The organism is Hymenobacter guriensis (assembly GCF_015773195.1).
Taxonomy (GTDB): domain Bacteria; phylum Bacteroidota; class Bacteroidia; order Cytophagales; family Hymenobacteraceae; genus Hymenobacter; species Hymenobacter guriensis.
The window spans coordinates 156276-178157 of the sequence record NZ_JADWYK010000002.1 but is presented as its reverse complement, the minus strand read 5'-3'; the positions used below and the strand labels follow the sequence as shown (position 1 = coordinate 178157).

Sequence of the window (21882 nt, the reverse complement as noted above, 5' to 3'; positions counted from 1 at the left end):
CTGGAAGCTGGGTTAGCGTGCTGCCTCCACTGTTAGCACTTCCCCGATCTTTACCCCATCATCCGGCTTGGCATTCCATGCTTGCAGCTGGGCGGCCTTCACGCCGTATTGCTTAGCAATGCTAAACAGCGTTTCGCCCTTCTGAACGGTATGTTTTTTCAGGGACGTCGCGGCCTTGGGAGCTACAGTTCCAGCCGCCGGCGCAGCAGGATTGACCGTCGCTGGGGTTGGGTGTGGGGCAGGGACGGTAGCCGCAGAAGCAACTGCCGGGCGCGTCGTGGCCGCAGCCGGTGCGGGGCTGGCTGCCGCAGCAACTGCCGGTGCAGCTGCGGTAGGAGCGGGCTTCGGGGCCCCGATAAAGCCGGCCATCTGCAGCCGGTCTGCGGCCGACTTCAGCGCCGGGTTTTTGGCGGCGCGGGCATTGAAGCCCTGAAACTGCGGGCTGCGCAGCAGGGTTTGCAGCTCCACCTGCCAAGGTTGCTGACGCAGCCGCTGCGCCAGCTGCAGCTGCTGTTCGCGGGGCAGGCTGGTAGTATAGCGCTTCAGTCGCTGATTGAGCGTCGGAATTTCCTGCAAAGCCGCTTCAATGCGCTTTACCGCCTGGGCGTCGCTGGGCTCGTAGTAGATGTCGTGCAGTTGCCGCACGCCACGCTGCACGATGCCCGACATAGCCTTCACCGAGTCTTCCGACAGCGGGGCCGGGGCAGGAGTTTCGGGCAGCTGCTGAGCGTGAGCGGTCAGCGCCGCACTCAAGGTCAGGCAGGCAGTAAGAAAGAAATAGCGCATTATAAAGACGAAAAAGGCAGCCTGGGCTGAGAAAACAGAAATTACTTGGCGGCTTTGATGAGCAGGACTTCCCCCAGCTTCAGGCTGGCGTCGGCTTTGTTGTTCCATTCCTGGAGCTGCTGCACCGTCACGCCGTACTTGCGGGCAATCCCGTACATCGACTCCTTGGCCGCGACTGTGTGCCTGATAGGCTCGGCTTCCGGGGTGGCAGCCGCTTCGGGAGCTGCCGCAACCGGTGCCACTTCTGCCGGCGCCGTCACCCGCAACGACTGCCCGATGCGTAGGGCCGGGCTGGCGGGCAGGCTGTTCCAGGCAATAAGGTCAGCGGGGCGCAGGTTGTAGCGGCGGGCCACCCCGTACAAGGTTTCCTTGGGCTGCACCACATGCAAGCCGCTGGCCGGAATCGGCTCTACTGTGGTGGCCGGTAGGGCGGAAGCGGCCGAGGCAGCAGGGGCAACGGGTGCGGATGCCGTTGAGGCAGGAGCTGCGGCCGTTGGTGCGGGTGCCGCTGGCATTTGTATCGGCGTCGTTTGCACCGGAGCCGCCGTAACGGGGCCGGAAGCTGGTGTAGCTGTTTTCGTTGGCGCGGCGCTGGCTACAGGTGAGGCGGCTGCAGCTGCCGGAGCAGCCGGAGAAGCGGTGGCCGGCGCCTGAGCCACGGTTGGCTCGGAGGCGGGCTGCTGGGGCTCGTCGGCCAGGGGCGTGGAAGCGGGCTGCGTGGCCGGGCGCCCGGTGTATACCGCTTTGGCTGGAGTAGTTGGAGCAGAGGTAGCGGCTGCCGTCGGCGCAGCCTCCGTGTCGGCCGGCTCCGGCTGGGCTGCGGTGGGCGGAGTTTCGGCAGAGGCCGACGCAGGGCGGGCAGCAGGCTTTTTCAGCAAACGACCCAGGCCTTTGCGCTTTACGCTGTCTTCTTCTTCGGCATTTTCATTGTCGTCGAGGATGCGCTGGCCGGCGGCCGTACGCCCGGCATATACATCGGCTTCTGCGGGCCGACTCGGCGCGGGCTTGGCAGCCGGAGCGGATTTCGTAGCGGCTGGCTCGGGCGCCGGGGTAGCAGCACCGTGGGGACGCTCGAAGGCGGCCAGCGCAGCGGGGTTGTTCACGGGCAGATATTCCACGGCTACCTCCCGGGGGCGGGTGTGCTGCAGCCACAGCAGGCGGCCGGCCTTCAGCTCCTCGTTGCGGGCCATGCGGTTTTTGTGCCAGATGGCCTTGGCGCGCACCCCATATTTCTGCGACACCGTAGCCACACTTTCGCCCGCCTGGGCTACGTGGTACTCCACATCGGCCTTGTCGCGCTTTCTCTGCACGAAGTAGGCCTGACCGGGTACGATGTTGTCGAAGGCGAACAGGTCGTTGTACTGCATCAGGCGGCGCACTTTGAGGTTGGCGCGCCTAGCCAGGGTTTCCTTGGTGTCGCCGGGCAGGGCTACCAGGGCGCGCAGGCCGTTCACGCGCACAAACTCCACGTTTTCGGGGTCGGGTTTCGGCGCGTGCACCAGGGCCGTGGCCGCTTCTTTCTGCTGGCCGGCCAGGGCCGTGAGCTGCAGCGGGTCGGTGATGGGCACTACCAGGGTGTAGGCACGGTCGGTGGGTACGGCGGTGCCGGCCAGCAGCCAGCGGTTGTGGCGGGCCACTTCCTCGGGGCTGGCGTGCAGCGTGGCCGCCACCGCCGCCAATGACTGACCGGGCGCCGCCGGAAACTCCTGGAGCAGCAGGGCCGGCTTGGGGTTGAGGCCACAGGCGGGCTCGTAGGCTACCTTGTGGGCCAGAAACGTGAGAATGTACGGGTGCGTCTGCTCCGAAATTTCCATGCTGGTAGCCCCAGCATCGGTAGGGAGGGTGTAAGGCTTGGCGCCGGAAGCGCCCAGGTTGTAGGTAAGCAGGGCGCTCAGCCAGTTGCGGTACTGCTGTTTGCTGCGCGTGAGGTACTGCGCTGCCGCCCGGGTAGAGGCCGTAATGTGTTTTCGCTCATCTACCACGTCGTTCATCACCAGCCCATAGTCCTGGGCCGATTCGCGCTTGAACTGCCAGTAGCCCACGGCATCGTGAATGCTCTGCGCGTCGCCCTGCAGGCCACTTTCCTGAATAGCCAGGAAGTGGAAATCCAGCGGCACGCCCTTCTCCTGCAGCACCCGGTCGATGATAGGGAAATAGGCGTCGGCTAGCGCTACGCGGGCCTGGAAGGACGCACTATGGCGACGCAGCGCGTCTACTTTCTGCTGCAGCACCGTGCGGCCACCGGGGGTAAGGCGCAGCTTCAGGCCGGCAAAGGCCAGCTCGGCGGGCACTGAAACACTCTGCGCGCCGGCCACCAACGGCAGTACGCAAAGCAGGAAAAGTACTAATCGTTTCATACGTAAGCAGCTCAAACAAGGCGCTGCCCAGCTGGACGCCGCGCCTCTTAGCTTACAAAGTAGGGGAAAAATTCCGGGCGCTTCTGCTCTAAACAGGAAAAAACGCCCCCGCATCAGCCAACGGGCCGGCGCAGGGGCGTTCTGAAAGCCAGGAAATTGGGTTACCGCGGGCTGCCACCAGGTGGCGGACCACCCACGCCGCCAGGCCCGCTGCCCGGGTTGCCGCCGCGTCCATCGGGCCGGTTGCCGCGCTCCGGCCGGCCGGTATCCGGGGCCTCGTCGCGGCTGACGGCCGAGCCAAAGGCGCGCAAGTTGTAGGTGAAGGCCAGCATCAGGTAGCGTTGCAGAATATTGGTGCGCACGTCCTCGGTGTATGCGGGTAGTGGCACACGCTGGATGCTGTTGTTCTGGCCCAGCAGGTCGAAGGCGTACACCTGCAGCTCGCCCTGCTGCTTGGCAAACAGCTTTTTGCCCAGGCTGGCGTTCCAAAGCACAAAGTTCTGGTTGTAGCCCGCCGAGAGGCCCGAGTACGACACGTGGTTCACGTCCGACTTCAGCGTGATGCCCTTGGTGATTATCCAACTCAGGCGCAGCGTGGTGTTCTGGCGGAAATAGCGACTGTTTACCTGGGTGCCCAGGGAGTTGCGCACGTACGTTTGGGTAGAGTTCGAGGACAGCGTGAAGTCCAGCTCCGGGCTGATGTTGCTGCTGAGGGCGGCCCCAAAGCCAAAGGCCGGCGTGCGGTTGTAGTTGAGCTGGTCGTTTACGAACCCAGGCGTTTGCTGGTAGGTAGCCGAAGCATTCAGGTTCAGGTTCGACTTCAGCACCGTGATAGGCATGCCGTAGGTGAGGGCCGAGCGAAGAGAATACTGCTGGTTGAGGTTGATGGGCTGGGTGATCTGGCCCCCGGCCGGCACCACCACGCCCCCGATGCTGGTAGGCTCCCGCACAATGCGCGTGGCGTTGGTAATGTAGTTATCAGTGTAGGAGCCGCCCAGGAGCGCGAAAAACGAGCGGGAGTTTTCGGGCTGGGCCGCCGAGTAGCGCACGAACACGTTGTGCTGGAATTCCTGCTCCAGGGCCGCGTTGCCGATGGTAATTTGCAGCGGGTTGGAGTTGTTTACCACTTCCTGCAGCTGGCTGATGCTGGGGTTGCTGGTGCGCATGCGGTAGGTCAGGCGCAGGTTCTGCTGCTTCGAGAAGTTGTAGCGCAGCATAGCATTGGGCAGCACGTTCAGAAAGTCGCGGCTGATGCGGGTATCCCGCGGGAAGTCCTGCTCGTTGCGCAGGGAGGCATACTGCACGTCGGCACCCACGCTCCACTGAAATTCCTTGTTGTTGAAGCGGTAGCTCAGGCCCCCGCTCTGGGTAAGGTAGCGGCTGGTGAAAACGTTGCTCAGGCTGTCGTTGAAGGCCGTGTAGCGGCCCGTGCTGGTATCGAAGTTATAGGTGCGTTTGTCGGAGTCGTTGGGGGCATAAGAGGTATTATAGCTGAACTGCAGCTGGCTGAACTGGCTGATTGGCTCGGTGTAGTTGGCATCGGCGCGCCAGCTCCAGCCCGTCTGATCCAGGCGCGAGTACTGGTCGGTCAGACTTTCCGCCACCGGGTCGGAGGTGAAGTCGGCGCTGCGGCTGGTGAGGTAGTTGCTGCCGTTGTGGCGGTTATAGCCCACATTCAGGCCCAGTGAAAACGTGCGCCCGCGCTTCAGAAAGCGGTGCCGGTAGAGCAGGGAGTTGGCAAAATTAATGCCCGTCTGGGCCGAGCGGTAGGCGCTGTTGTTGGTGCTCTGGGTGCTGTCGGAAGCGCTGGCCTCGGCAAAATCCTTGAACAGCAGCCCTTCCAGCGTGCTGGTGTTGGTGTTGCGCTGCACCGAGAGCGTGGGCCGCCAGAGCAGGGAGTTCAGCGAGTCGAACTTGTGCTCCAGACGCAGGTTGAAGCGGTTGTTGATGTTGCGGCTGCTCCCGCGCGAGTCTTCGTTGTAGCGCAGATCATCGGCGGTGTAGGTGCGCGCCGTGGTGCTGAGCAGGTTGTTATCGGAGAGGTTGAAGAAGTAGCTGCCCTGCACTTCAGTCTTAGTACCGAAGGAGTTGGAGTAGTTGATGCCCAGCGCGTGGGTGCGCGAAATGCCGTTGTTCTGGTTTACCAGGAAGTCGCCGGAGTTGTTGCCGCCTCCACCGCCACCCTGGTTGCCCCCCGGTCCGCCGCCCCGGCCACCACGGCCACCGCCGCCCTGGCGCGAGTTGCCCACCACGCCCAGCAAGTCCTCGGTCCCGAAGTTCTGCTCGTTGACGTTGTTGGACAAGGCCAGCACCGAAATCCGCCGCTTGTCTTTAAAGGAATTGATGTTGCCGTTGATGCGGTACTTGCCGCCATCCTTATCAGGACCGTAGCCGGCCACCACGCGCCCAAACTGCCCGTTGCGGAAGGAAGGCTTGGTGATGATGTTGATAGTTTTCTGCTGGTTACCGTCGTCGAAGCCCGTGAACTGGCTTTGGTCGGAGGCGCGGTCATACACCTGAATCTTGTCAATCACCTCGGCCGGAATGTTCCGAAGCACGGCGTCGGGGTCGTTGCCAAAAAACTCCTTGCCATCCACCAGTACGCGCTGCACCTGCTCGCCCTGGGCCTGCACCTTGCCGTTGGCATCCACCGTCACGCCGGGCATCTTGGTGATGAGGTCCTGGGCGTTGGCGTCGGGGTTGGTTTTGAAGGCGCGGGAATCGTACTGGGCCGTGTCGCCCTTCTGCACGGCGGCGGGGGCGCGGCCCGTCACTTCCACTCCTTTCAACTGTACGCCGCCGGCCTGCAGGGCCACGGAGCCTACCTCCAGGGGCTCGTCGGTGACTTCCACCGTGCGCTCCACGTTCTGGTAGCCCAGAAAGGAAATGGTAAGCTGGTAAGTGCCGGCGGGCACCTCGCTAATCACAAAGTTGCCTTCGGTATCTACGGCCGTGCCCAGCTTCTGGGCGCCGGGCTGGCGCGTGAGCACTACGTTGGCCCCAATCAGCGGCGACTGGTCTTTGCCGTCCAGCACGCGGCCGCGCACCGTGGTGGTCTGAGCCAGCAGGCTGGTGAAAGAACTGAAAACAAGGAAAATACTAAGGAAAAAAGCTTTTTGCATCACGTCTTGACAAGGCCACATGAGACCATAGACGTAACTTTTGCTTTGGCGTTTAAACCGGCGCCCAAAAAAGGCAAGTTTTCAGACGGCCTCGCTACCGTTTGCGCACCAGCAGTAGCCCGTCTCGCAGGGGCAGCAGCACGTTTTCCACCCGCGCATCGGCCTGCACCTTGGCGTTGAAGGCGCGCACGGCGTGGGTGTCTTTGTCAGCGGGCTTCACGGGGTAGTCGTCCAGCACCTTGCCGCCCCACAGCACGTTGTCGATGAGCAGGAAGCCGCCGGGCCGGACCCGGGGCAGCACCAGCTCGTAGTAGGTGTCGTTGTTGATTTTGTCGGCGTCGATGAACACCAAATCCCAGGTTTCCGCCAGCGCGGGCAGAATCTGACGGGCGTCGCCGATATGCAGATGCACCTGCCCGGCCATACCGGCTTCGGCTACGTAGCGCCGGATGCGGCTTTCCAGCTCGGGGTTCTGCTCCACGGTGTGCAACTCGCCGCCTTCTGCCAGTCCTTCGGCCAGGCACAGCGCCGAGTAGCCCGTGAACGTGCCCAGCTCCAGCACGCGCCGGGGCCGCACCATGTAGCTGAGCATACTCAGCAGCCGCCCCTGCGCGTGGCCCGAGAGCATGCGCGCATGCAGGAGCTGCACGTGGGTTTCGCGGTTGAGGCGGGCCAGTAGCGGGCTTTCCGGGGAAGTGTGGCGGTCGGCGTACAGCTGGGCGTCGTCGGCGGAGTACATTCAGCGAAGATTAGACGGGGCAGGATGATATAAATGAGCTTGATGATACCGTAGAAATTGGCTGTTTATCCCATGATCATCCAAGGTACGTAGTTGGCCGGTTAGCCCTAACAAGGAAAGATCATCGTTGATAGTAAAGCTGCCCAAGTCAAACAGAACGTGGTGGTTCGGGCATAAGCACAGTACATTGCTCAGAATATCGGGTCCGTGGTGCGGGGTTCCCAAGGGCTGGATATGCGCAGCTTCGGCGTAGAAGCCAACCGGGCCTTCCAATCGTAGGTCGCACACCTGGCACTGGTAGTCGTGGAGCTGCTTGACTAGGCGGCTAACGGCCGTATCCCGAACGATTCGTAAGACCTTGGTTTCGCGCCGCACCGCCGATGCATAAGGAGCCGCTGGCTCCTGAGCGGTATCAAATAAGGGCAGAACAGATTCTAAGGATTCTTCTGCTACCAGCAGCGGAGCTAGGGCTTCCAGCCGAAAGCGCCATACCTCAAACCCCGATTTACCAATAGCCTGCCAGAAGCTGGCCACCCGATAGAGGCCACTGTAGCGGTAAAACGTTACGCCCGGCTCTTTTACCTTCCGAATGACTCTGACAGGCAGCCCGGTAGATTGATTACGGGCTAGCTCCAGATTGGCTCCCGCCAACACCTGATGCGCTACCTGCTGTCCGGTTTCCTGGCTGCGGCTGCCTTTGCCGGTGTAAATAATGACGTTGCCATAGTCCTCATCATCCTCGTAAGCCCCCGACAGCACAATGGATTCGGCTCCTACACCGCGCAATGCGCTAATTCCGGCCTGGGTTTGCCGATGAACGCCAGCACCCCATAAAGCCAGCCGGTTCTCAAACTCGTGGCCGGGCGCTACCGCGGGTACTTCCCCAAAAACGACAACCGACTGCTTCGTCATACGATGCTGGAAAAGCTGAAGCGTACCGCTACTCGGGCAGGTACTGCAGCACGCTCAGGTTGTCTTCGCGCAGCAGATCCTGGGCAATGCCCTGGAGCTCCGGGGCCGTGATGCGCTTAATCCGCTCAAAGATTTCGGTGAGCGGCTCTACACGGCCCAAGTCAAGGGTGCTTTTGGCTAGCAGTTGCATCAGGCCGCCGTTGCTTTCCTCAGCCATAGCCAGCTGGCCCATCAGTTGCTCCTTGGCCACGTGCAGCTGGGAGGTGCCCAGGGCTTTGTCGCGCAGCAGCTTCAACTCCTTTTGCACCAGCGGGATAGTACGGTTCACCTGCTTTTTCTCCGTGCCGAAGTAGATGCCAAACAAGCCCGTATCGGTGTAGGGAGAGTAGGTGGAGTCGATGGTGTACACCAGACCGTACTTCTCGCGCACGGCCAGGTTCAGGCGGGAGTTCATGCCGGGGCCGCCCAGCAGGTTGTTGAGCAGGAAAAACGGAATCCGCCGCTCGTTCTCGATGGCGTAGGCGGCGCCCCCAATCAGGCAGTGCGCCTGGGTAATGGGCTTGTACTCGATGCGGGAGAGCGGCTGGTAGCCCGCAAATGCCACGCGCGGCCGCTCACCCAGCTTAGCCGGCAGCGGAGCCAGGTACTTATCGGCCAGGCGCTTTACTTCCTTGAAGGGCAGGTTGCTCACGGAGCTGAACACGAGCCGGTCGGTGCGCACGTTTTCCTGCAGAAACTGCCGGAAATCGGGCTGCTGGAAGCTGCTTACGCTTTCCCGCGTGCCCAGAATGTTGTGGCCCAGGGAATGGTTGCCAAACACCACGGCGTCGAAGTCGTCGATGATGGCGTCCTCGGGGGCATCCACGTACATGGCCATTTCCTCCAGAATCACGCCGCGCTCCTTCTCGATTTCCTTTTCGGGAAAGACCGAGTGAAACGTCAGGTCCGTCAGCAGCTCAAAGGCCCGCTCGAAGTGGGTGCTGAGCAGGGAGGCGTAAAAGCAGATTTTTTCCTTGGTGGTGTAGGCGTTCAGCTCCCCGCCCACGGTTTCGAGCCGGTTGAGGATATGAAAGCTCTTGCGCTTCTCGGTGCCTTTGAAGGCCATGTGCTCCCAGAAGTGCGCCAAGCCCTGTTGAGCAGGCTTCTCGTCACGGGAGCCGATGTCAAGCAGGAAGCCGCAGTGCGCAATTTTGGTGTGCAGTACTTGTTTATGCAGAACCCGGATGCCGTTGGGCAGCTCGTACAGGTCGTATTCAGACATTTGATAGGGACTTGGGGACTTGGGGTCTTAGGGACTTGGATTATCAGCCAGCCCCGCCCCGGCCCAGTATAACCGGCCAGCCGGGTTTCTGGGTTTCTGGGTTTCTGGGTTTCTGGGTTTCTGGGTTTCTGGGTTTCTGGGTTTCTGGGTTTCTGGGTTTCTGGAATCTACAAAAGTACGCAGAAGGGAAGGTGAAATGGTGATTTGGAAGCGTGTCATTGCGAGCAAAGCGAAGCAATCCGCCCTGTACAACGTGCCACGCCCTGAGACGTGAAAAGCTCTTTGTATAAGAACAGACGTTGGGTTTGGTGGGCAAAGGACGTGTTTGGTGCTGTACAGGACGGATTGCTTCGTCGTGCCTCCTCGCAATGGCAGAAGGTCAAACTCCCTAAATCACCGCTTCCGCTTCCGCCAGCACGGCCAGCAACTGTGAGGTGTGGATGTCGTGGGCGCAGCGGAAGTGCCCGAGCGGGCAGGCCTGGTAGCCGTGCAGGCCGCAGGGGCGGCATTCCAGCGCGTGCGGCACCTCTACCACCCGCGCAAACGAGCTAAGCGGCCCGAACCCGAAGGCCGGCACCGTGGAGCAGTACACGGCGCAGGTGGGCGCATCCACCGCCGAGCACAGGTGCATGGGCGCCGAGTCGTTCACGTAGTTGAGCACGGCCCCGCGCATCAGCGCTGCCGAGGCCACCAAAGAAAGCTGCCCCGCGAGGTTGACAACGTTGGGCCGTGGGCTGCGGGCCAGCAGCAGCGCGCAGGCCTCCGCATCGGGCGGGCCACCCAGCAAAAACACCGTGTACTGCGGGGGCAGCGCCGCCAGTAACTTCAGCCACTGCTCCTCCGGAAACTGCTTGGTAAACCACACCGACGTGGGCGCCACGCAGATGTACGGCCCGCCCCCGGCGCGCCCGGCGGCCTGGGCCGCGGCGGCTTCGTCGGCTGGGGTAGGGTAGAGGCGGGGGCGGACAGACAATGAAGAATTACCAGAGCTCAATTCTGAATTCGTAATTCTGAATTCTGAATTACCCTGGGTCTGCGGGAAGGCGGAATGACCGGAACCCACTTCAGAATTCATAATTCCGAATTCAGAATTACCGAGCAGCGCGAGGTTGCGGGCCACCTCGTGGCGTCCGTCGCCAATGACGTGGGGCACGGCGCGGGTGAAGCCCCAGGCAAAGGGGTTTTTATCGAAGCCCACCCGCTCGGGCGCGCCCGACAACGCCGTGAGAAAACCCGTGGAGGCAAACCGCTGCAGCGTGACCACGCGGCCGTAGCGGGCCTGCCGGATCTGCCGCAGCAGGCCCCAAAGGCCTCGGTATTTGTCCTTTTTCTTATCCCACACTAGCACCCGCCGCACGTGCGGGTGGCCCTGCAGCAGGCTTTCGTTGCCCTTGCGCACCAGGAAATCCACGGGCGTATTGGGCTGGGTTCGGTGCAGGTATTCCAGCAGGGACGTAGCCAGAATAACGTCGCCGATAAAGGCGGTTTGAATCAGCAGAACGGCGCGGGCACGGGCAGCAGGCATGGGCAGAAAAACCGCAGAAGGTGGCCACAAAGGTACGCAACACCGGGTGCGGATGCGCGTCATTCCCCTAACTTGCGGCCCGCGCCCCCGGGCCGCGCTTTGTTTACTTTCTTTCCCGCCTCCTATGCGTTACGGCTCCATCGATCCGCAGCTTTTCAGTGAAAACCGCCGCCGCTTTACTGCGCAGCTGCCCGCTGCTTCTCTGGCTATCTTCCACTCGAACGACGTGATGCCGACCAACGCCGACGGCACCATGCCCTTCCGCCAGAACAACGACCTGTTCTACCTCTCCGGCGTGGATCAGGAGGAAAGCATCCTCGTTATTTTCCCCGATGCTACGCTGCCCCAGTACCGCGAAATCCTGTTTTTAAAGGAAACCTCCGAGCATATTCTGGTGTGGGAAGGCTACAAGCTCACCAAGGAGCAGGCCCGTGAGCAAACCGGCGTGCGCACCATCATGTGGCTGGATTCCTTTAAGACGGTGCTGCCCGCGCTGATGAACGAGGCCGAAAACGTCTACTTGAACACCAATGAGCACATCCGCTCGGTAGTGGAAGTGGAAACCCGCGACGCCCGCTTTGTCAAATGGATCCGGGAGGCCTACCCGCTGCATCAGTACCGCCGCGTGGCGCCCATTATGCACCACCTGCGGGCCATCAAGAGCGAGGAGGAAATCCGCCTGATGCGCCGCGCCGCCGACATTACCGATAAAGCCTTCCGCCGCCTGCTGGGCTTCGTGAAGCCGGGCGTGATGGAGTATGAAATCGAAGCCGAAATCTTTCACGAGTTCCTTCGCAATGCCTCGCGCGGGCCGGCCTACGGCTCCATCATTGCCTCGGGCGCTAACGCCTGTATTCTCCACTACGTGAGCAACGACCGGGAGTGCCGGGATGGCGACGTGCTGCTGCTGGACTTCGGGGCCGAGTTTGCCAACTATGCCGCCGACTTGTCGCGCTCCATTCCCGTCAACGGGCAGTTTACCAAGCGCCAGCGGGCCGTGTACGAGGCCGTGCTGCGCGTGATGAAGTTTGCTACCTCGCAGCTGGTGGCCGGCAACAACATTGAGGACTACCACGCCGCCGTGGGTCGCACCATGGAGCAGGAGCTCATCAAGCTGGATTTGCTCAACGAAAGCGACGTGCGCAACCAGGACCCCGCCGCCCCGCTCTACAAAAAGTACTTCATGCACGGCACCAGCCACTACCTCGGCCTCGACGTGCACGACGTGGGCGCCAAGTACCGCGTGTTTGAGCCGGGCATGGTGTACACCTGCGAGCCGGGTATCTACATCCGCGAAGAAGGCCTGGGCATCCGCCTCGAAAACGATATTCTCATCACCAAAACCGGCAACGAAGATCTGATGAAGAATATCCCGCTGGAAGCCGACGACATTGAGCGGCTGATGCAGGCAGGCCGCTAAAGCGCAGTCCCGTTCCCACGTACCACGTTACCCGGCTGCAGCTGCCGGGTAACGTGGTTTTTTTATAGCCGGCGGCCTACGGTGGAGCTTCGGTGGGCCGGATTTCATCCAATCATAACCCGGCACACTACAACCTTCGCGGAAGCGGAAGGGTATAGCAGGCTGCAAGCCCCCGAAAGCTGCGGCCCTCGGGCCGGGCGTGGGGCCCTTCCACCACTTTATCTGCTGTACATGAAACATCTGCTTACTACCTGCCTGGCGCTGGGGCTGGTGCCGCTGGCTGCCACGCCGCCGGCCCAGGCTCAGACTGCCGACAAGAAAACCGCCATCAGCCTCTTCGGCAGCGCCTACGAGTACAAAGGCAACTACGGCTCCGACTTCTGGGACTGGAGCTCCAACAACTACGGCCCCGGCATTTCCTTTAACCGCTACCTCTCGCCCGGCCTCGACCTGGGTTTGCGCGGCAGCTACGTGGAAATCAAGAAGACCACCGATGCGGGGGCGCCCTTCTACGGCAGCAACTTCGCCACCAACACCGTGAACGTGAACCTGGCGTTGAAGCTTAAGCTCAACAACGGCTGGGCCTTCAAGGAAGACGCGTTTATTCAGCCCTACCTGCTGGCCGCGCCCGGCTGGACCTACACCAGCCGTGAGGGCACGTTCAACCGCAACGGCCAGACGCTTGATCTGGCCCAGGACAAAAGCTACTTCGACGTGTTTGGGGCCGCTGGTATCAACTTCCGCCTGGCCGACGGGGTGGGCTTGTTCGTGCAAACGGGCCAGCACATTCCGCTGAAAGCCAACATAGACGGCGACCCGACCCGCGACGACAACGCCTTCGACGACCGGTTTCTGGAGCACACCGTGGGCCTCACGGTGGCCTTTGGCAAGATGAAGGATGCCGACGGCGACGGCGTGGCCGACCGCAAGGATAAGTGCCCCAACACGCCCCAGGGCGTGGCCGTGGATGCCACCGGCTGCCCGCTGGATGGCGACAAGGACGGCGTGCCCGACTACCAGGACAAGTGCCCCACTGAAGCCGGCCTGGCCGCCCTCGAAGGCTGCCCCGACCGCGACGGTGACGGCGTGCGCGACGGCGACGATGCCTGCCCCGATACCCCCGGCAAAGCCGAACTGCGCGGCTGCCCCGACGCCGATAACGACGGCGTGACCGATGCCAGCGACAAGTGCCCCGACACCCCCGCTGGCGTAGCCGTAGATGCCAACGGCTGCCCCCTCGACAAAGACGGCGACGGTGTGCCCGACTACCAGGACCGTTGCCCCAACCGCCCCGGCCCGGCTTCCAACAAAGGCTGCCCCGAGATGAAGGTAGAAGAGAAGAAGAAGCTTCAGGAAGCCACGAAGTTCATCCAGTTTGACTTCAACAAGGCTACTCTCAAGCCTATATCCTTCCCCACGCTTGATGGGCTGGTGCAGATTCTGAACGACTACCCGGACTATAGCCTCGGCATTTCGGCCCACGCTGATAACAAGGGCGACGACAACTACAACCTGCGTCTGTCCGACGAGCGCGCGGCTTCGGCCCGTACCTACATGCTCAGCAAAGGCATTTCCGCCGACCGGATTGTGTCGCACGGCTACGGCGAGTCCAAGCCCATTGCCGACAATGCCACCGAAGCCGGCCGCGCCGTAAACCGCCGCGTGGAGTTCGACGTGTACCTGCCCGGCGACCCGAACCCGGCCGAAACCAAGTATGGTGTGGCCCCGGAAATTCCAGCAGCCCCTGTGAAGGCGGCTCCGGCAAAGAAAGCCCCAGTGAAAAAAGCACCCGTGAAAAAGGCCGCCCCCAAGCGTCGTTAGCCGGCTGTTCTCAGTATTTCAACTGCAAAAGCGTGGTCTGCCTCCGGCGGGCCGCGCTTTTGTGCTGTAGGGCCTCCGCTGCTAAAAAAAGCGCTGGTGCGCCTGATCTTAATATAGTGGTTATCAGATAAGAAGCCGATAGGATAGGTGCAAGCCGTTGCGTAGCTCGACCATACGGGAAACTTTTCCTACAACTTTATGACCAGGTGTCAGTATAGGCAGCTAGTAAAAAACCTGCATTCAGGTGCTTTCCTGCGACCTGTTAGGCACGCATATTTTTCACTTAACCTTCTCAAAATGAGGAAGATTTTAGCTTCTGCTTTGCTGTCTGGAGTTGCCTTGCTGGCAGCTGCGCCCGATGGCTCGGCTCAGACGGCTGACCGCAAAACGGCCATTAGCCTCACCGGCAATGCCTTTCAGTACAAAGGAAATTTTGGCTCTGACTTCTGGCAGTGGGGCGGAAACAAGTACGGCCCCGGTATCTCCATCAACCGTTACCTGTCGCCCGGGCTTGATGTGCTGCTGAGCGGCAACTATGTAGAGTTCAAGAAATTTACCAGCCCGCTGAGCGGGCCGTACTACGGCAGCAGCTTCGCCACCAACGTGGTGAACGTGAACCTGGGCCTGAAGCTGAAGCTGAACAATGGCTGGGCCCTGAAGGAAGACGCCGTGATTCAGCCTTACCTGCTGGCTGCCCCCGGCTGGACGTACACCAGCCGCGAAGGCACAATCAACCGCAATGGGGCTAGCCTGAATACAGACAGCGACAAAAGCTACTTTGACCTCTTTGGGGCCGCTGGTATCAACTTCCGCCTTTCCGAAGCCGTAGGTTTGTTCGTGCAAACCGGTCAGCACATTCCACTGAATGCCAACATTGATGGCGACCCGGCCCGCGACGAGAACAAGTGGGACGACCGGTTTCTGCAGCACACGGCCGGCATCACCATAGCCTTCGGTAAAGCCAAGGATACGGATAACGACGGCGTGCCAGACCGCAAAGATCAGTGCCCCGACACTCCGGCCGGTGTAGCCGTGGACGAAAAAGGCTGCCCGCTCGACGGTGACAAGGACGGGGTACCCGACTACCAGGATAAGTGCCCCACCGAGGCCGGCTCGAAAGCTCTGGAAGGCTGCCCCGACCGCGACAACGACGGTGTGCGCGACTCTGAAGATGACTGCCCCGACCAGGCCGGCAAAGCGGCGCTCCGTGGCTGCCCCGACGCCGATAACGACGGTGTGCGCGACCAGGATGATAAGTGCCCCGACACCCCGGCCGGCACCCAGGTAGACGCTACGGGCTGCCCCCTGAACCTAGACAAGGATGCTGACGGTATTCCCGACAACGTAGACCGCTGCCCCAACACGCCTGCCGGTACCAAAGTAGACTCGCTCGGCTGCCCTGAGATTCCGCAGAGCATCCGCCGCCTCGAGCAGCCGGTGCGCTTCGAAACCAACAGCACTGTTATCAAGCGCACCTCCTATGGCACGCTCGATAAGATGGTGCAGGTGCTGAAAGACCACCCCGAGTACGCCGTGCGCATCTCGGGCCACGCCGACAGCCGTGGTACCGATGAGTACAACCAGCGCCTCTCGGAGCGTCGCGCCGAATCGGCCAAGCGCTACTTCACCGGCAAGAACATCGACCCGGCCCGGGTAGTGACGCAAGGCTTCGGCGAGTCGAAGCCGGCGGCAGCCAACGGCTCGGCCGCAGGAATGGCGAAAAACCGCCGCGTCGAATTCAAGTTCGAGTTCTATATCCCAAGCCAGTCGGAGATATAAGCTGCCCGTCTCCGCAACGCAAAAAAGGCGAACCATAGCGGTTCGCCTTTTTCGTGCGCGGTGCTGAAAGGCTTACAGGATAGCAAGACATACAGGTCGCATATGAGTCTGGGAAATGCGGGCACTACTCCTGGCCCTCAGCCTGGCCCGCTCGGCTACGGGACTGGCAAACAGCTCGTCAACCGTCAGTTAAAAAGCCTACACGGCAGGCTCGGGGGCATAGGGCAAATGCACGGAGAAGGTCGAGCCTACGTCCAGCTGGCTCTGCACCTCAATGCGGCCGCCCACATTCTCGACGATGCGCTTGACCATATACAGCCCGATACCCGAGCCTTCCACGTGGTTGTGCAGGCGCCGGAACATGGCAAACAACTCCGGGTAGCGACTCTCCTTGATGCCCAGCCCGTTGTCCTGTACGCTCAGCACGAGGGCCTTGCCTTCCGGATCCGGCTGGCAGTAGATACGCACGTGCGGCGGGCGGTCCGGATGCCGGTACTTCACCGCGTTGCTGAGCAGGTTATATACCACGCTTCGCAGGTTCTTGAGCGAAAACGCGACGCGGGGGCAGGCGGCGACGTCTAGCTCTATTCTGGCACCGGTAGCCTCGATAAGCGGCTGCAGGTCGTGGCACACATCCTCAATAACGGGCTGCAGAAGCACCTCCGAAACCAGCGGCTCGTATTCCTGCTGCAGGCGGGTAATGTCGCTCAAGTGGCCAATCGTGCGCTGAAAGCGGGCCACCGACTCCTGCATCATTCTCAACAACGGTACCACGTCGTAGGTATGCTGCACCTCGGCCGGCAGCTGGGCCTGGAGCGCGTAGAGCAGGCCTTCGATGTTGGTGATGGGCGACTTCAGGTCGTGGGAGGCCGTGTAGATGAAGTTGTCCAGGTCCACGTTCGTGCGTGTAAGCTGCTCGTTGGAGTGCTGGAGCTGCTGCTGCGAAAGCCGAAGCGCCTCTTCCGCCTGCTTGGCCTCGGTAATGTCGAGCACGAACTTGACGCATTCGGTTTCATCGAGGCGCTTACCGGCCGAGAGGCCCCACCAGCGGGAGCCATCGGGGCGCAGGTACTGCTTCTCGAAGGGGGTACTCTCGCCGGCGGTGCGCAGCTCCTGCAGGGCCCGGTGGGTAGGAAGGATAAATTCCGGAGCCGTTAAGGCGTCCAGGTAGGCGTGCCCATTAGCCAACTCGGCACGGCTGTAGCCGCTCATGCGCTCGAAGGCGGGGTTGCTATCGTGAATGCCGCCTTCCAAGTCGAAGAAAAGTACCCCTACGGTGGCAATGGAGAGGACTCTTTGCAGGCGCTTTTCACTGCGGCGCAGGGCTACCTCGGCCTGCTTCCGGTCATGAATATCAACGGACGAGCCGAACCAGCGGGTTATCTGGCCGCTGGTCGGGTCGAGAAACGGCTCGGCGCGCACCAGAAACCAACGGTATGTACCGTCCGCTGCCCGAATGCGGTGCTCCACTTGAAAGGGGGTTCCACTGCGCCGCGCTTCCTCAAAGGCTTCCATCGTGTGGGCTGCATCCTCAGAGTGCACAAATTCGCCGGTCACAATGGCGGCCGTGCTTGGCTCGTAGGCCACACCAGTGTAGCGGCTCCACTGCCGGTTGAAAAACTCCGTGTGGCCCTCCGCGTCCGTTATCCACACAATCTGCGGCACGGCATCGGCCATCACCCGGAACCGCTCTTCCGATTCGCGCAGGGCTGCTGCGGTACGGGCATGCAGTACGGCAGCCCAGGTGCGCTCAGCTGTTTCCTCCAGTAAGGCCAGCTCGTCCTCCGTCCAGGCGTGGGCTTCCAATTCGTGCATGAACAGCACGGCCACCAGCCGACCATCCTTAAGCAGGGGCACATTGACGGTGGCCCCGAGGTGCAGCGCCGCGTGGGCCGCCTTTTCCGCTTCGGTGAGCGACGGGTCGTGGGCTACGTCGGGGCGAACCACGGTTTTTCCTTCCTTAAGCGCCCGCAACAGCTCTGGGCCATAGTCGTCGTAAGGGTAGCGGCCCTCGATGCCAGACACACCGCTGCGGGTATAGTTGCGCGTGACGACGATGTGCGCATCGTCGCCCTGATCCTCGGCATAGCCTACGCGGCTGGCACCCAAGTACTGGCCCAAAGCGCAAACTGCCTGGTACTGAATATCAGCCGGATTGACCAGGTGGCGCAGCTGGTCGCTGAACTGGAGCAGAAAAGCCTGCTGCCGCTCGCTTTTGCGGAGTGCTTCTTCGGCCTGCCGACGCTGCGAAATATCGTTGAACAGCACGGCCACCCGGTGCTGGCCCGGCTCACCCACACGAAAGGCATACACGTCGTACCAACGGTGCAGAGGCTCGGCCCGCTGCTCGAAGCGCACCGGCTGGCCCGTCAGCGCCACGGCCCCGTAGATGTCGAACCAATGCTGCTCCAACTGGGGGGCCATTTCCCCGACGGTGCGCCCGGTGGCATTAACCAATCCGGTCTGCAGCTCAAACGCGCGGTTCACTTCCTCAAAGCGGTAGTCAATGGCCTGCTGCTGTTGATTGAACAGCACCTCAATCAGACAGAAGCCCTCGTCGATGGAGTTGAAGAGCGTGTGGTACCTGGTTTCGCTGGCGCGCAGGGCCGCCTCGGCCTGGCGGCGCTCCGTTACGGGCTGGGCGCGGCCACCCACAGCTTCCACTGCGCCATCGGCCCCAAATAGTGGGACAAAGATGTACTCGTACTCGCCCGTTTGGCCGGTAGAGCTGGTGTAGGGCGTTTCCCCCGTCACGGCCTGCCGGGTAGTAATTACCTGCTGAATCTGGGCCTGCAGGAGCGTGGCTAGCGGCGCCGGATACTCCAGGTCGGAGAAGCTTTTCCCGACGGCCTGCTGCAGCGTCAGTCCCCACAAATCGAGCAAAGGCTGGTTGACGTAGCGGAAACGGCTTTCCAGATCGAAGACATAAACAAACTCCTGCAGGCTGCCCAGCACCGCATCAAAGCGCGCCAGCTGCTGAATGCCGTCGGCCTGAAGACTAGCTGGCTGCGTAGCTGCGTCGGGCACTTCCGTAAAACTGAGCAGTAAGCCGCCGCCTACCCGCTCACCAGCGAGGTGAAGGCAGGTCTGGTGACTGGTAACGGCCTGAGGCAAGTGAAACGAGCCGGGCGTGCTGGCTGAAAACGCGTCGCGCAGCAATGCCCAGGTTCCATCCGTGAGGCTTGCTGAGAATTGCTGCGTGAAGGTGGCCGTCGGCTGAGCCGGCAACTTCAGCAGGCGCTGGGCGGCCGGGTTGAGGTAGGTTAAAGTCAGATCTATGAGGATGCCGCCCGCGTTGCGGATGGGCGTGCAGAGCACCAGACCGTTTGCCGCAAGGTCAAGCACCGCGGAAAGCAGCGGGCCGGATGGAAACAGTTCAGAGTTCTGAAACGAGAAATCAGCAAGCATGGCAGCGCAGGGTGGAGCGCGAAAATACGCGTCCGTTAAGGTAGTTATCTACGCATGTTTCGGCAGATAAGAGGAAAAAGCCGCAGTGAAGTTCCTGGACCCGGCCCAACGTGCTCCTAGCACTGAGCCTTTCGCCGTCCGTAAATATCGGCCCATGAGGCTGGCAAGAGCTTATAGCGGGAAGTCGACTGCTGAATAGATACTGATAGTGCTGCTAGCCTGCTGTTCATGCCAGTCGCTAGGGTTGCTCTGCTGCCTGGCTGCGCAATAGGGTTAGGCAGCCCCAGCAGATGCGACACCACCCTCAGGAAATGGTGCCTGAAATGGAGGGGTGGATTCCAATCAAATCGGCGCCCTGCATGCCCTCGACCAACTCGGCCCTCAAGGCAGCCCGCGAATCAGTTCGTAGGGAGGAATGTGCAGAAAGAAGCCAACAGTTGCCTGGGCCCGCGCCTACCACAGCAGAGTGGACAGCAACAGGGCAGAATTTCTCGTTCACGGCTATGCAGGCCTCTTAGTGGCTCTGCTCGTAGGTGGCGTACTGGGAAAGTAGTGGAGAAGGTAGGCCAGAGCGTGGAGTGGCTGAAGCCCTCGTCAGAAACACGAGCACCAAGCAGGAGCAGGTGCGCTGGCAGCTACTCCTGCTTGGTGCTCGTGTTTCTGACGGGCCTAGCCAGCCTACCAAACCTGGACAGCCTACCAAACGGGGCCTTCGGCCTTATAGATAAAGCCCAGCCCGTAGTAAGGCCTTCTTTGGTGTGCAGTTTGATGAATGCCAATAGTTTAGATGTAATAATCGTTCTGGGTATCAAGTCAACGCGCCGGGTAATCGTTCGAAAGCTGCGTGGGTGCACCAGATATGCGCACGCCAGATACGCAAAGGCTCTGACGGGTGCCCCGTCTACTCAGGCTCGTTGAAGCCCGGTAGCGTAAAGCACTGCCCTTTGGACAGCAGGTGCAGGCGCAGGTCGCGGATAGAAAATACCTCGCCGGGCTTAATCTCATAAATGGTGTTGCCGGTGCAGTTATGCCCGTCGAGCAGGACCACGATGCCGTTGCCCAGCACTTCCAGCTCGCTGCCTTTGCTTACCAGCACGGCCGTGTCTTCTTCCAGTCCCAGCCCTATGCAGCCCGGGTTGGTGGCAATAATCTGCGCCATGCGCACGATGCGGCCGCGGGCCACAAAATGGGTGTCGATGGCTACGTCGCGCAGCAGCTGCAGGCCGGTGGTAATGTGGATTTCATCCTTGACAAACCCGGCGTTGTTGCGTCCCTGGTACACCATGGGCGTGCTCATGGCCGCTGCCCCGGCGCTGGTGCCGGCAATAAGAATGGGCTCCTGGTAATAGCGCTCCGTGAGGCGGCTCAGCAGCTTGGTGCCGCCGAGCAAAGCCGTAAGGCGTAGTTGGTCGCCACCGGTGAGCATCACCCCATCGGCCCGGTTGATAACGTCCAGGGCTTCGGGGCCGTTGGCTTGTTCGCGGCTCTGGATGTTGAGCACTGCAACGTGCTCGATGCCGAGTTCCGAAAAGAGTTTTACGTAGTCCTGAGCAGCTTCTTCGGGCTCTTCGGAAGCAGTAGGAATTACAACGATGGTGCGGGTGCCGGACAGCTCAGCGACGAAGCGCTGCAGGATGAAATCTGCCGATTCATCATAGCTGGAGTTTTCCTGGTCAGGCGTTTTACGCTGTTCGTGGCCGCCTATGGCGAGCAGGCGCCCTTTAGGGCGGGGAATACGGGTAGGCATTGCAAGAAAGAAGTTAAAAGACAGCGCGCATGTTCCGACCAGCCGGAGCGGCCAGAAACATGCGTGCTGAAATGCGGGGCAACCAAGCCAGCGTGGCAGTTGCTCCCAGCCCGTCAATACAGCTTGCGGCAAGGAAAGGCTCAGCCTTTTTACGGCGCCAAAAGCGGGCGGGAGCCGCTATAAATACGGATTTTGAATGTGGATAAACCCGTATCTGCGGCGGATATCCCGGGCACAGCAGCGCTTTATCGGGGGTACGCCCAGTCGTGCGGGTGGCGGCGCACAGTCCAGGTCGGTTCAGGCTGATTGATTCCTGGGCTTAGTCGATTTTCCTCTGAAGTGCTGGATAAATCCAATCTTGCTACCAGCTTTGCGAAGCCTGCCCGCATTTTCCCAACCTGCTGTTTATTTCCTGCCATGCTGCCTTTCTCCCTTCAGCCCAGCTTAGAAAACAACGTCGTTCGGCTGCTGCCGCTGCGGGAGGAAGACTTCGCAGAGCTGTACACCGTAGCTTCTGACCCCAGAATATGGGAGCAGCATCCCAACAGGGACCGGTGGCAGAAGCCGGTGTTTACCACGTTTTTTGAAGGAGCCATCCAAAGCAAAGGCGCCTTCAGAATCGTGGATAAGCCCTCCGGCGCTATCATAGGCAGCACCCGCCTCTACGATTACAACCCCGAGGAAAATAGCATCCTCATCGGATATACCTTCTACGGAACGCAGCACTGGGGCACGGGCATCAACCCGGCCGTAAAAGAGCTGCTGCTGAACTATCTTTTCCAGTTCGTGGACATCGTGCGGTTCCACATCGGGGCCGGCAACGTACGGTCGCAGATTGCCATTCAGCGGCTGGGAGCCACCAAGGTTGCGGAGCAGGAAGTGACGTACTACGGCGAGCAGCCCAAGCTGAACTTTGTGTTCGAGCTGACTAAGCAAGCGTGGGCCGCGCGGGCGGCGTGAGCTAGCCGGGGCAAACAGCGTTTACACGAAAGAGCCGAAGTTGTT

At 61.2% G+C, this 21882-nt stretch carries 13 protein-coding genes; 4 read left to right on the top strand and 9 right to left on the bottom strand.

Annotated features, from left to right (window positions below; translation table 11 throughout):
- Positions 1–12: 12 nt before the first annotated feature.
- From I5L79_RS04160 to I5L79_RS04130, 7 genes are all read right to left on the bottom strand, one after another.
- Complete coding sequence (locus tag I5L79_RS04160) at positions 13–786, bottom strand: LysM peptidoglycan-binding domain-containing protein (protein ID WP_196953778.1); 774 nt, start codon at positions 784–786, stop codon at positions 13–15.
- A gap of 41 nt (positions 787–827) precedes the next feature.
- Positions 828–3143, bottom strand: coding sequence for a LysM peptidoglycan-binding domain-containing protein (locus I5L79_RS04155; protein WP_196953777.1), 2316 nt, complete (start codon positions 3141–3143; stop codon positions 828–830).
- Between the two features lie 161 nt (positions 3144–3304).
- Positions 3305–6265 (bottom strand): TonB-dependent receptor, encoded by a 2961-nt coding sequence (locus I5L79_RS04150; protein ID WP_196953776.1) that lies wholly within the window; start codon positions 6263–6265, stop codon positions 3305–3307.
- Positions 6266–6359: 94 nt separating this feature from the next.
- Positions 6360–7004, bottom strand: a complete 645-nt coding sequence (locus I5L79_RS04145; protein ID WP_196953775.1) for an O-methyltransferase — start codon at positions 7002–7004, stop codon at positions 6360–6362.
- Positions 7005–7916: a YDG/SRA domain-containing protein gene (locus tag I5L79_RS04140; RefSeq protein WP_196953774.1), complete on the bottom strand. Its 912-nt coding sequence runs from the start codon at positions 7914–7916 to the stop codon at positions 7005–7007.
- Positions 7917–7944: 28 nt separating this feature from the next.
- Positions 7945–9177 (bottom strand): M16 family metallopeptidase, encoded by a 1233-nt coding sequence (locus I5L79_RS04135; protein ID WP_196953773.1) that lies wholly within the window; start codon positions 9175–9177, stop codon positions 7945–7947.
- A 388-nt stretch (positions 9178–9565) separates the two neighbouring features.
- Complete coding sequence (locus tag I5L79_RS04130; RefSeq protein ID WP_196953772.1) at positions 9566–10702, bottom strand: glycosyltransferase family 9 protein; 1137 nt, start codon at positions 10700–10702, stop codon at positions 9566–9568.
- Positions 10703–10826: 124 nt separating this feature from the next.
- Between I5L79_RS04130 and I5L79_RS04125 the strand changes: the two genes are divergently transcribed.
- From I5L79_RS04125 to I5L79_RS23595, 3 genes are all read left to right on the top strand, one after another.
- Complete coding sequence (locus I5L79_RS04125; RefSeq protein ID WP_196953771.1) at positions 10827–12122, top strand: aminopeptidase P N-terminal domain-containing protein; 1296 nt, start codon at positions 10827–10829, stop codon at positions 12120–12122.
- Between the two features lie 231 nt (positions 12123–12353).
- Positions 12354–13943 (top strand): OmpA family protein, encoded by a 1590-nt coding sequence (locus tag I5L79_RS23600; protein WP_196953770.1) that lies wholly within the window; start codon positions 12354–12356, stop codon positions 13941–13943.
- Positions 13944–14240: 297 nt separating this feature from the next.
- Positions 14241–15722, top strand: a complete 1482-nt coding sequence (locus tag I5L79_RS23595; RefSeq protein WP_196953769.1) for an OmpA family protein — start codon at positions 14241–14243, stop codon at positions 15720–15722.
- A gap of 198 nt (positions 15723–15920) precedes the next feature.
- Here I5L79_RS23595 and I5L79_RS04110 read toward each other — a convergent pair whose 3' ends face one another.
- The gene (locus I5L79_RS04110) at positions 15921–19130 is read right to left on the bottom strand and encodes a PAS domain S-box protein (protein ID WP_196953768.1); all 3210 of its coding nucleotides are present in this window, start codon (positions 19128–19130) and stop codon (positions 15921–15923) included.
- A 901-nt stretch (positions 19131–20031) separates the two neighbouring features.
- On the bottom strand, positions 20032–20877 hold the full coding sequence (locus I5L79_RS04105) for a cyanophycinase (protein ID WP_196953767.1): 846 nt from the start codon (positions 20875–20877) through the stop codon (positions 20032–20034).
- 417 nt (positions 20878–21294) lie between these two features.
- Between I5L79_RS04105 and I5L79_RS04100 the strand changes: the two genes are divergently transcribed.
- Positions 21295–21837 (top strand): GNAT family N-acetyltransferase, encoded by a 543-nt coding sequence (locus I5L79_RS04100; protein ID WP_196953766.1) that lies wholly within the window; start codon positions 21295–21297, stop codon positions 21835–21837.
- The last annotated feature ends 45 nt before the right edge of the window (positions 21838–21882 follow it).